Origin of the sequence: Halomonas sp. A020, from assembly GCF_027943625.1 — a bacterium.
GTDB lineage: Bacteria > Pseudomonadota > Gammaproteobacteria > Pseudomonadales > Halomonadaceae > Vreelandella > Vreelandella piezotolerans.
The window spans coordinates 803,952-815,377 of sequence record NZ_AP022850.1; the positions used below are offsets into that span (position 1 = coordinate 803,952).

General features: G+C 58.3%; 9 protein-coding genes. 7 read left to right on the top strand and 2 right to left on the bottom strand.

Annotated features, from left to right (window positions below; all coding sequences use genetic code 11):
• The first annotated feature begins 46 nt into the window (after positions 1-46).
• The gene (locus tag FRH_RS03685; RefSeq protein ID WP_281997787.1) at positions 47-955 is read left to right on the top strand and encodes a LysR family transcriptional regulator; all 909 of its coding nucleotides are present in this window, start codon (positions 47-49) and stop codon (positions 953-955) included.
• A gap of 64 nt (positions 956-1,019) precedes the next feature.
• On the opposite strand, the gene FRH_RS03690 is transcribed toward FRH_RS03685, so the two are convergent.
• Positions 1,020-2,531 (bottom strand): NCS1 family nucleobase:cation symporter-1, encoded by a 1,512-nt coding sequence (locus FRH_RS03690; RefSeq protein WP_281997788.1) that lies wholly within the window; start codon positions 2,529-2,531, stop codon positions 1,020-1,022.
• Positions 2,532-3,145: 614 nt separating this feature from the next.
• Between FRH_RS03690 and FRH_RS03695 the strand changes: the two genes are divergently transcribed.
• From FRH_RS03695 to FRH_RS03715, 5 genes are all read left to right on the top strand, one after another.
• Complete coding sequence (locus tag FRH_RS03695) at positions 3,146-4,012, top strand: nitrilase-related carbon-nitrogen hydrolase (protein ID WP_139525821.1); 867 nt, start codon at positions 3,146-3,148, stop codon at positions 4,010-4,012.
• A 34-nt stretch (positions 4,013-4,046) separates the two neighbouring features.
• Positions 4,047-5,486: a dihydropyrimidinase gene (gene hydA / locus FRH_RS03700; RefSeq protein WP_139525822.1), complete on the top strand. Its 1,440-nt coding sequence runs from the start codon at positions 4,047-4,049 to the stop codon at positions 5,484-5,486.
• A 38-nt stretch (positions 5,487-5,524) separates the two neighbouring features.
• Positions 5,525-6,904, top strand: a complete 1,380-nt coding sequence (locus FRH_RS03705) for an NAD(P)-dependent oxidoreductase (RefSeq protein ID WP_281997789.1) — start codon at positions 5,525-5,527, stop codon at positions 6,902-6,904.
• A complete protein-coding gene (gene preA, locus FRH_RS03710; protein ID WP_281997790.1) occupies positions 6,901-8,244 on the top strand; it encodes an NAD-dependent dihydropyrimidine dehydrogenase subunit PreA in 1,344 nt (447 codons plus the stop codon). The genes FRH_RS03705 and preA overlap by 4 nt, the downstream gene beginning before the upstream one ends.
• Before the next feature lie 176 nt (positions 8,245-8,420).
• Positions 8,421-9,278 carry an ABC transporter substrate-binding protein gene (locus tag FRH_RS03715; RefSeq protein ID WP_281997791.1) on the top strand — a complete coding sequence of 286 codons (858 nt, stop codon included), beginning with the start codon at positions 8,421-8,423 and terminating at the stop codon, positions 9,276-9,278.
• 81 nt (positions 9,279-9,359) lie between these two features.
• Here the strand turns inward: FRH_RS03715 and FRH_RS03720 are convergent, their stop codons facing one another.
• Complete coding sequence (locus tag FRH_RS03720; protein WP_139525826.1) at positions 9,360-10,310, bottom strand: LysR family transcriptional regulator; 951 nt, start codon at positions 10,308-10,310, stop codon at positions 9,360-9,362.
• Positions 10,311-10,440: 130 nt separating this feature from the next.
• Here FRH_RS03720 and FRH_RS03725 point away from each other — a divergent pair, with 130 nt between their 5' ends.
• Positions 10,441-11,415 (top strand): TAXI family TRAP transporter solute-binding subunit, encoded by a 975-nt coding sequence (locus FRH_RS03725; protein WP_139525827.1) that lies wholly within the window; start codon positions 10,441-10,443, stop codon positions 11,413-11,415.
• The last annotated feature ends 11 nt before the right edge of the window (positions 11,416-11,426 follow it).

Genomic DNA, 11,426 nt, shown 5'->3' on the forward strand with positions numbered 1-11,426 from the left:
AGCTTAATTCTTCAATAAGCGCCCTTTTTATCAAGAAGAGGCAGTTATGGCATCGCTAGGCCAAATGAGCGACTACGACATACGTCTAGTGCGTATTTTTAAAACGGTGGTGGAGTGCGGAGGCTTCACTGCAGCCGAGACCACGCTGGGCATTAGCCGCTCGGCGATTAGTCAGCACATGAGCGACCTTGAAAGCAGGCTGGGCTTTTCGCTATGTCAACGGGGGCGTGGAGGCTTTAGCCTGACAGAAGAGGGTAAGGAGATTTACCAGGCGGGACTCACACTGCTTACGGCGCTGGAAACGTTCAAAAGCGATGTGAATGCGCTACACCATACCATCAAAGGCGAGCTGAACATCGGCATTACCGACAATCTCGTCACCCTCCCCGCCATGAATGTCACCCATGCGCTAGCCGCACTGACCGCCCCCCACCATGAGGTCACGGTACACATTCATATGGAGCCCTCAGATGCGGTGATTCGCGGCGTGATGGACGGCCATCTACACGTGGGCGTCGTGCCCGCCGTGAACCTGCCCACCAGCCTGGAAACACGCTTGCTCTACGACGAGCCCTCTTACCTATACTGCTCCGCTGGCCACCCGCTGTTCAGCGTACCCGACGACGCCGAGAGCGCCGCCCAGCTCGCTCGATACCCGGCCATTCGACCCCGCTATCCGCTTCCCGACATGGCACGTCAGGCCCACGAAGCGCTCAACCTACAAGCCTCCGCTTCCGACCGGGAGGGCGCGGCGTTCCTGATCCTCACCGGCCGATTCATCGGCTTTCTACCCGAGCATGTCGCCGCACAGTGGGTCGCCACAGGCAAAATGCGCGCCCTGCATCCGACCACTCGGCACTATCGCATTCCCTTCGTGCTGGTCACGCGCCACGACCGACGACCCAACCGTGTGGTCGATGCGTTTTTGGGGTTTGTCGAACAACGCGAATCATAAAGCATAACGCCCGGCAAAGTGCCGGGCGTCATAGCGTGGTTCAGTCATCAAACCGGATAACGACTTATTTTACGACCTCACTCGCCGCGAGAGGTACAGGCCCCACCTGAGGCGACTTTGCCAGTGCTTGGCTGGCGAGGTAATAGACGACTGCCCCCAGCGCGGAGCCCGTAAACCAGCCGTAGTCATAGAACCAGTTCATGGTACCGGTCAGCAGCGAGAGCAGCGTTAACGCCACCGGAACACCAAAGGCGATAAAACCGGCGATATTGACGGCGGGATAAGCATGGTGGTCCATATACAGGCTCGGCACATCCAAACGCTGCTTTTTAATCAGGAAGTAATCCACCGCCATGATGCCAGCGATGGGCCCTAACAGGCTGGAGTAGCCCAGCAGCCAGTTGGAGTACATCTGCTCCAGAGAAACGCCCTGGCTCACCACCCCCGCCTTTTGCAGCAGGTCGTAACCCATCAGCAACACCCCTACAGCCCCTGTCAGCAGCACTCCTCGCGTTTGATTGATAAATTTAGGCGCAATATTTTGGAAATCATTGGTAGGGGAAACAATGTTAGCGGCAGTATTCGTGGAGAGTGTCGCGATAATGATCAATACCATCGCCAGCACCACCCAAGCAGGACTGTCAATCATCCCAATCAAATTGACTGGATCAGCAATGGTCTGTCCTACCAGCGACTCAGACGCTGCGGTAAGCACCACACCAAGGGCAGCAAAGAAGAACATGGTCAACGGCAAGCCCAGGATCTGCCCGACGATCTGGTCCTTCTGGCTCTTGGCGAAGCGACTGAAATCAGGAATGTTCAGTGACAGCGTTGCCCAGAAGCCCACCATGGCCGTCAGGCCAGCAAAGAAGTAACCATACACCGAAGCCCCTTCCGGGCGCGACGGCGGCTGGGCCAGCAGCTCGGTCATCGACATGTGCGGCCACGCCCACATCATCAACCCGATCCCTACGGCCAGCAGCAGCGGCGCTGCCAGGGTTTCCAGCCACTTGATCGACTCGGCCCCGCGAATCACCACGTACAGGTTCATGGCGCCAAACACGAAGAAGCCAATCACCTCGCCGACACCTCCCAGCGCCGCCCAGGCGGGAAACAGCGCCGACAGCAGCAGGTGAATGGCCAGCCCGCCAAACATGGTTTGAATGCCAAACCAGCCGCAGCCCACCAGCGCCCTCACCAGGCAGGGCACGTTGGAGCCCAGGATACCAAACGAAGAGCGCAGCACCACCGGAAAGGGAATGCCGAATTTGGTGCCGGGAAAAGCGTTCAGCGTCAGCGGAATCAGCACGATCACGTTGGCCAGCAGAATGGCCAACAGCGCCTCGCCAACGCTCAGCCCAAAGTAGGCCGTGAGCACGCCGCCCAGAGTGTAGGTGGGTACGCAGATCGACATACCGACCCACAGCGCCGCAATGTTCCATTTGCTCCAGGTACGCTCTTTTGCTTCGGTGGGCGCAATATCCTCGTTGAAGCGGGCGCTTTCACGTACATCGTCTTCCACTGCCAGTTCGACCAACCCCTGCTGATCGATCATTCGAGATTTCGCTGCCGTCATCGTTGTCTCCTTAGCCTCGCCATTGCTTTTTTTATCTTCAAAAGTTCAACAGGTTACCCAGCAATAAGCGTGCCCAAAACCACACACTCACCGCTAACTCATTGAACACAAAGCTGACTAAAAAGACATATATAAAAAAGAAACTCTCTACATCATTGTTGTTATAGCAACGGGTATTAAAACTTACTAAACAGGGTAGCGACATATTCATAAAACGCACCATAAGAATGCAAAGAATCAATATGAAAATAAAAAAACAAAACACAAACTATTGATTTAAAATCATAAAAAAGAAACGCCATAATAGTGCAGCATCTCACCAAATTGATAAAAACGGCCAACTTAAAATTTAAAAAACAGAAAAAACAGTCACTTGAAAGACAACCAGGCTTTTTATAAAAACTTCTTGCAAAACGTCTTCAATCAGCGCTATGTTCAAAAAACTGTCTATCATGACAGCTTTGCTAACAATTATAAGTGTCGACCATGAGTCGATGTCATGACACGCCTAGCGATCTTTTCCGCCACTCATCGATACCGGCAGAAAAGCCACCCATAGCTGACCTCCCATCCATTCGGATGGTCGGCGCGTTATGACAAAAGAGGGGTAGTCCATGCAGAAAATGAAGATTGGCCTGATTCAGATGGCCCTGAATACCAGCACTGATCAAGAACCCGGCGCCATTCGTGACGCGATGAACGAAGCGCACCTGCCCATGATTCAGCAAGCCGCCGAGCAAGGCGTGCAGGTGCTGTGCTTCCAGGAAGTGTTCAATCAGCCCTATTTTTGCCCCAGCCAGGACAGCAAGTGGTACGCCGCCGCCGAGCGGGTTCCGGAAGGCCCCACCTGCCAGATGATGCAGAAGCTCGCGGCCGAGCACCGCATGGTAATCATCGTCCCTATCTATGAAGAGACCGAGACCGGCGTTTACTACAACACGGCGGCGGTATTCGACGCTGACGGTAGCTACCTGGGCAAATACCACAAGACACACATTCCCCAGGTGGCTGGCTTTTGGGAGAAGTTTTTCTTCAAGCCGGGGCAATCCAACTGGCCGGTTTTCGATACTGCCTACGGCAAGATCGGCGTGTACATCTGCTACGACCGCCACTTCCCGGAAGGCTGGCGGGCACTGGCGCTCAACGGCGCCGAAGTGATTTTCAACCCTTCTGCCACGGTGGCCGGTCTTTCCCAATACCTATGGGAGCTGGAGCAACCCGCCTCCGCCGCCGCCAACGGCTGCTTCATCGCCGCCATCAACCGGGTTGGCACCGAGGCGCCCTGGAATATCGGCGACTTCTACGGCTCCAGCTACATCGTCAACCCACGCGGCAAGATCGAGGCCCAGGCCAGCGCCACAGAAGACGAGCTGCTGGTGCATGAGATCGACCTGGATATGGTGCGCGAGGTGCGCAACAACTGGCAGTTCTTCCGCGACCGCCGCCCCGAGACCTACACCCGCCTCACCGACGGTGAATGATTCTGCTGGCTAAACACAACGACAGGAGCGAACCATGAGCTTATTGATCAAGGGCGGCACGGTGGTCACCCACGCTGACACTTACCGCGCCGATGTGCTGTGTGTCGACGGCAAAATCCACGCCGTTGGCACCGACCTGGAGGTGCCGGAAGGCTGCGAGATCGTCGATGCCAGCCACCAATTGGTGATGCCGGGCGGCATCGACCCCCATACCCACATGCAGATGCCCTTCATGGGCGCGGTGGCCAGCGAAGACTTCTACACCGGCACCGCCGCCGCCATGGCGGGCGGCACCACCACGATCATCGACTTCGTGATTCCCAGCCCCGGCCAGTCGCTGCTGGAAGCCTTCGAAACCTGGCAGGGCTGGGCGGAGAAAGCCGCCACTGACTTCGCCTTTCACGTGGCGATCACCTGGTGGGATGAGAGCGTCAAAGAGGAGATGGGCACCCTGGTACGCGAGCACGGGGTCAACAGCTTCAAGCACTTCATGGCCTACAAGGGCGCGATCATGGCCACCGATGACATTCTGGTGGAGAGCTTTTCCCGCTGCCTGGAGCTGGGAGCGGTGCCCACCGTACATGCTGAAAACGGCGAGCTGGTCTACCACATGCAGCAGAAACTGCTGGCCCAAGGCATCACCGGCCCGGAAGCCCACCCGCTTTCTCGCCCACCGCAGGTGGAAGGCGAAGCCGCCAGCCGTGCCATTCGTATTGCCTCCACCCTGGGCGCACCGGTCTACCTGGTGCATGTCTCCACCAAAGACGCGGTGGATGAAATCGCCTACGCCCGCCAGCAGGGCCACCCGGTGTTTGGCGAGTGCCTGGCGGGCCATCTGGTGATCGATGACAGCGTTTACCAGCACCCGGACTGGGCCACTGCCGCCGCCCATGTGATGAGCCCGCCATTCCGGCCCAAGGGCCACCAAGAAGCGCTCTGGCACGGCCTGCAATCTGGCAACCTGCAAACCACCGCCACCGACCACTGCTGTTTCTGCGAAGAGCAGAAGGCCGCTGGTAAAGATGACTTCACCAAGATCCCCAACGGCACCGCTGGTGTGGAAGACCGCCTAGCGGTTATCTGGGACGAAGGGGTGAATAGCGGCAAGCTTTCGCCCCAGGAGTTCGTAGCGGTCACCTCCACCAACACCGCCAAGATCTTCAACCTCTACCCGCGCAAAGGGGCGATCCAGGTGGGTGCCGATGCCGACCTCGTGGTCTGGGACCCCAACGGCACCCGCACGATTTCAGCCAAGACCCATCATCAGAACGTCGATTTCAATATCTTCGAGGGCAAGACGGTACGCGGCATTGCCCGCCATACCATCAGCCAGGGCAAGTGGACATGGCGCGACGGGGAGCTGTACGCCGAGCGCGGTGCGGGGCGCTATTTAGAACGTCCCGCCTACCCCGGTGTGTTTGAACTACTCGCCAAACGTGCCGAGCTAAACGCACCCATGGCGGTAACGCGCTAACCCGCCCTTTCTCAGAACAGAGCCATGGAGAAACGACCGTGACCCATTCACTTGATCATCTGCCCAACGCAAAAGAGGTCGGCACCTACGACCCAGCAACGCTGGCAAGCAACTTCAGCGATCTTCATCCGCCGCTGACGCCGCGCCAGGCCATCATCGAAAGCCAGCGCTGTCTCTACTGCTACGACGCCCCCTGCGTCGAGGCCTGCCCGTCGGACATCGACATTCCCAGCTTCATCCGTCAGATCAGTGACAACAACATCAATGGCGCAGCAGAAACCATTCTGGAAGCCAATATCCTCGGTGGCAGCTGCGCCCGGGTGTGCCCTACGGAAATCCTCTGCGAGCGCAGCTGCGTGCGTAACCACGACGCCGAGTGCCAGCCGGTGCTGATCGGTTTGCTCCAGCGCCACGCCACCGACCATATGCAGTTCGATAGCCACCCCTTCAAGCGGGCCGCCAGCACTGGCCGCCATGTTGCCGTGGTGGGCGCGGGGCCAGCGGGGCTCTCCTGCGCCCATCGCTTGGCCATGCTGGGCCATCAGGTAACGATCTTCGAGGCCGAGCAAAAGCCTGGCGGGCTCAACGAGTACGGCATTGCCCGCTACAAGATGACCGACGATTTTGCCCGCAAGGAAGTCGAGTTTCTGCTGGGGATTGGCGGCATTGACCTCCAGTACGGCCAACGCCTGGGCGACAACCTCACTCTCGACACCCTGCGCCAACAGTACGACAGCGTATTCCTGGGATTAGGGCTGGGCGCCAGCCGTACGCTAGGGCTGACCGGCGAAGATGCACCGGGCCTGATGCCCGCCGTGGACTACATCAAACCCCTGCGGCAAACCGATGACCTGGGCAGCCTGGCCGTGGCCAAGCGCTGTATCGTGATTGGCGCAGGCAATACCGCCATCGATATGGCCACGCAAATGGCGCGTTTGGGGGCTAAAGAGGTCACCCTAGTGTATCGCCGTGGCACTGAGGCGATGTCTGCCACCGACCACGAACAGGAGATCGCCAAGGCCAACGGCGTGCGCATGGTGACCTGGGCCCAGCCGGACGAAATTCTGCTGGACGCCCAAGGGCGCGTGGCAGGCATGCGTTTTGCCAACACCACCGAGCAGCAGGGCCGCCTCTCCACCACGGGTGAGACCTTCGAGATCACGGCGGATGCCATTTTCACCGCCATCGGCCAGGGCTTTGCGGGCGACAGCCTACGCGATGCCACCGCCGCCGAACTGGCCCGGGATGGCGAGCGCATCCACGTGGATGAAATGTTCCAAACCTCACTGCCCAACGTGTATGCCGGTGGCGACTGCGTAAAACCCGGCCAGGACCTCACCGTACAAGCCGTGCAGCACGGCAAGCTGGCCGCCCACGCCATTCATCAAGCGCTCGCCGCCCAGCAGGAGGCCGCATGAATACCACACCTTTCAACACCCTCTCTTTTCCAGGCAAGAAAAACAGCGGCGACAGCGTGGTGAACGGCGTCGACCTATCGGTGAACTTTGCTGGCATCAAAGCTCCCAATCCCTTCTGGCTGGCATCGGCCCCGCCCACCGACAAAGCCTACAACGTGGTGCGCGCCTATGAGGCGGGCTGGGGCGGCGTGGTATGGAAAACCCTCGGTGAAGAGCCGCCTGCCGTGAATGTCTCCTCCCGCTACTCGGCCCATTACGGCAAAAACCGCGAGGTGATCGGCTTCAACAATATCGAACTGATTACCGACCGTTCGCTGGAGATCAACCTTCAAGAGATCACCCAGGTGAAGAAGGATTGGCCGGACCGTGCGCTGATCGTCTCCATCATGGTGCCCTGCAACGAGGAAGCCTGGGCGTATATCCTGCCGCGGGTGGAAGCGACCGGCGCGGACGGCATCGAGCTCAACCTGGGCTGCCCCCATGGCATGCCGGAACGCGGCATGGGCGCGGCGGTGGGCCAAAACCCGGATTTGATCGAAAAAGTCACCTACTGGTGTAAAAAGCACTACTCCAAGCCGGTCATCGTCAAGCTCACCCCCAACATCACTGATATTCGCGTGGGCGCCCAGGCGGCGCTGCGGGGCGGGGCCGATGCGGTCTCGTTGATCAACACCATCAACTCCATTACCAGCATCGACCTGGACAACATGGTCGCCAAACCCACCGTGGGCCACCAGAGCACCCACGGCGGCTACTGCGGCAGCGCGGTGAAACCCATCGCCCTGAACATGGTGGCGGAAATTGCCCGTGACCCGGCCACGCCCACGCTGCCCATTTCCGGTATTGGCGGGATTTCCACCTGGCGGGATGCCGCGGAATTCATCGCACTCGGCGCGGGCAGCGTGCAGGTATGTACCGCGGCAATGCTCAACGGTTTTAGAATCGTGGAGGAAATGAAAGACGGCCTCTCCCGCTGGATGGCGGAAAAAGGCTACGACTCCATCGAGGCGTTTTCCCGCAAGGCGGTGCCGCAAACCACCGACTGGAAGCACCTGGACATCAACTTCAAGACCATCGCCCATATCGACCAGGACCTGTGCATCGAGTGTGGCCGCTGCTATATCGCCTGCGAGGACACCTCCCACCAGTCGATTGCCAAGCTCACCGAGCAGGACGGCGCGCGCCGCTACGAGGTCATCGAAGACGAGTGCGTGGGCTGCAACCTGTGCCAAATCACCTGCCCGGTGGAGAGCTGCATCACCATGGTGCCTCAGGAAACCGGCAAACCCTTCCTCGCCTGGGACGACGACCCGCGCAACCCCTTCCGCGTCGCCTCTTAGGCGCTACTCAGCCACACCTACGCCGACTCAGGTCGACATGGCCGCCTCTTGATAAAGAGGCGGTCGCATTTTCTGCAACCTACCGTTCCCCCAGTGGCACACGACAACGCCTCGACTTACTGCGATGATGAGAAAATATTGCATATAGCTATATTTCTCAAAGAAAAGGATGCCACATGACAGTAAAAGCCATCGCTGCCACATTGCTGCTGGCCAGCGTCAGCGCCGCCGCGAGCGCGGACCAGCGCATTGCCACGTTTGATCTAGGCAGCTTGGATACGCTGGACGCCCTAGGGGTGAGTGAGCAGGTCGTCGGCGTGCCGAAAGCGAGTTTGCACAGCTATCTCGACCAGTACGCTGCCGACGCTTATAGCGACATTGGCGGCCTGCGCTCGCCGGAGATGGAGGCACTGCAACACGCCGATCCAACCCTGATTCTTTACACCGGCCGTCAAGCCGAGTGGGAAGCGGAATTGGGCGAGATTGCTCCGCTGCTCAATACCAGCCTGACGGGCGATGATTACCTGACCGCCTTCGATGCCAACGTGCGCGAACTCGCCGGACAGGTAGGCGAAGAAAATAACGCGGAAGAGGCACTCGCCACGCTGCATACCGAGATCGAGCAGCAAAGAGAAGCGTTGAGCGACGCGCCGACAACGCTGGTCGTCACCCATAATGGCGGCAACCTGATGCTCAATCAGCACCCGGTGGTCCACGACGTCTTGGGCATTGCAACACTGGAGATGCCCGAGAGTGTCACCCCCGAAGTACGTGGCGAACGCACTTTTACACCGCTTTCCGCTGAAGCGATTGCCGAGATCGCTCCTGAGGTAGTGCTCGTGATCGACCGCAGCGCAGCCATTGGCAATGAACCTGCTGACGCCGACGCGCTGCGCGCCACCCTGGCGGAGGCTGGCGCCAAGCCTAGACTCGTGATGCTCACACCGGCCCTTTGGTACCTATCAGGCGGTGGCTTACAAAGCCTGGCGCTGCAAATTGACGAAGTCACCAGTGCGCTAGCAACACAGCTTTAAATCATCATCTTTACGAGCCGGTTCCCGTTGCGCTGGTCAATGTACTGCGTCGGATAGTCAGCCATCTGAAGGGCTCGCTTGCTAAGACGGATCACGGTCGCCTTCGGGCGGCCGTGGTGGCACATAAGCGGCGGTGCCGCCTAGCTGCCCTGCATGAGCTCTTATGCTTTCCAGCATGGCGGTTGCTGCGGCAGACGGGGAGCCTCTGACCGGTGTAATGATCCCCAAAGAGCGGGGTACGTACGGTTCGATCAAAGGACGCCAGCCAATGCCCTCTGCAGATATCTGTCGGAAGCTGAATGAAGGAAGCGCTGCCACTCCTAATCCCGCCGCCACCATCCGTCCAGCGGTGCCAATCTGACTGACTTCACACATCAAGTCCATCTCAAGGCGTGTCTGTTCTAATACGCTCTCAATGGCAGCACGCGTGCTCGATAGGCGGCTCACGCCGATAATGGGATAACGCAGCAGCGCCTCCCAAGGCACGGTGTCCATCGCTAACAAGGGATGCCCCACGGGGCAAACCGCGACGAAATAGTCTTCAACGAGCGGCTCGAAATGCGTTGCCTCTACACGAAGCGGCTGTACCGACAATCCAATGTCTGCCCGGTGGTCACTTACCAGGTCATCTACCTGGGAGGCCAGCACATCGTGAACACTGATCGCGATATTGGGAAATCGATGCCGATAATCGGCTAGCACGGTCGGTAAGAATCCTGCCGCTAGCGTTGGCAGCGCAGCCAGCGTTACTTTGCCTCGCTGTTTATTGAATAGCTCTCCAAGATCACCCAGCGCGTCATCCCAATCGCTAATCAATCGCCTAGCCGTTGGCAAAAAGAACTTGCCTTCTGGGGTGAGCTGCACGCCGCGAGGGGAACGGTTGAACAGCACGCCTCCCACACACTCTTCTAGTTTGCGAATGGCAATACTCAAGGCTGGCTGCGACATGTGCAGCCGCTCCGATGCTTCGACGAAGCTGCCGAACTCGGCAATCGCCACGAAGGCTTTTAGCTGACGAATGGAAGGCTGCATAAATAAAGTAAAAGTCTCATTCATATAATTATATTAGACAAATACTAGCAGGCTCTCTCATTCTTAATAAGTCAAATGACACGCATCTTCTGGAACCAACAACCCACAATACCCAGAGAGAGCAACTGCTATGTACTCACTCAAAACGCCACTCTTAACCGCCATTCTCAGTGCTGGCTTGATCGCAGGCACGGCCGTTCACGCCGAAGAGCAGCTCTTGATTGGCTCGACCTCCACATCGTCTAGCCAATACGGCTATTTCGTCGCCGTTGGACAAATTATCAATCAGCATGTCGATGGTGTGCGCACCTCTGTCGTAGAAACCGGTGCCACCGTTGACAATTTGCGGCGCATTTTAAGAAACCAAATCGATATGGGGCTCGTTACCACCAACGTGGGCTATCACGCCTATGCAGGCGAGGGTGAGTTTGAAGGTCGCCCCGTGGATAACCGTCTTCTTTGGGTTTACTCCCAAGCACCACAAAATGTCGTGATGCGCGAAGATTCCGGCGTTACCAGCATGGCAGAACTAGACGGCGTGCGCCTGAATCCGGGGATTACCGGCTCTGCCACCGAGGCCACGACCATTGCCGTGATGGAGACGCTGGGGCTTACCCCAGAGTATGTGCGCGGTTCTACGACGGATGTGGTCGCCGGTGTCAAAGACAACCGTATGGCGGGATACGTCAAATCTGGCGTGGGCGAAAAGCTGGACGGGTCCTCCATGGACATTGCGACGTTCACGCCGATCCAAGTGCTGTCCCTCAGCGATGAACAGGCTGAAACGCTGAATGCACAGATGCCTGATATTTCCGTGGTCAATATTCCTGAGGGAGCGGCCGAGGGCATGCCCGCTTACACGACGTGGAGCTTTGGCTTAGCGATGCATGCAAGTCCCGAGCTTGACGAAGAAACGGCCTACCAAATCGTTAAAGCCGTGATGGAAAATCCCGACCCGCAAGTCAGTGCACTCGCTAATCTCGCCGAGGTCGACATCGCCGAACTCACTCTCAGTAGCGGAACGGTGCCCTTTCACCCGGGTGCCGCGCGCTATTTCGAAGAGCAGGGATACGACATTCCTGACCGTCTGATGCCGTCAGAATAAGGAAAGGAGCT

What these genes read in the sequence shown, in the direction of transcription:
- FRH_RS03685 (WP_281997787.1), top strand. Translation starts at nt 47, where the DNA reads ATGGCATCGCTAGGCCAAATGAGCGACTACGACATACGTCTAGTGCGT.
- preA (WP_281997790.1), top strand. Translation starts at nt 6,901, where the DNA reads ATGAATACCACACCTTTCAACACCCTCTCTTTTCCAGGCAAGAAAAAC.
- hydA (WP_139525822.1), top strand. Translation starts at nt 4,047, where the DNA reads ATGAGCTTATTGATCAAGGGCGGCACGGTGGTCACCCACGCTGACACT.
- FRH_RS03725 (WP_139525827.1), top strand. Translation starts at nt 10,441, where the DNA reads ATGTACTCACTCAAAACGCCACTCTTAACCGCCATTCTCAGTGCTGGC.
- FRH_RS03690 (WP_281997788.1), bottom strand. Translation starts at nt 2,531, where the DNA reads ATGACGGCAGCGAAATCTCGAATGATCGATCAGCAGGGGTTGGTCGAA.
- FRH_RS03720 (WP_139525826.1), bottom strand. Translation starts at nt 10,310, where the DNA reads ATGCAGCCTTCCATTCGTCAGCTAAAAGCCTTCGTGGCGATTGCCGAG.
- FRH_RS03695 (WP_139525821.1), top strand. Translation starts at nt 3,146, where the DNA reads ATGCAGAAAATGAAGATTGGCCTGATTCAGATGGCCCTGAATACCAGC.
- FRH_RS03715 (WP_281997791.1), top strand. Translation starts at nt 8,421, where the DNA reads ATGACAGTAAAAGCCATCGCTGCCACATTGCTGCTGGCCAGCGTCAGC.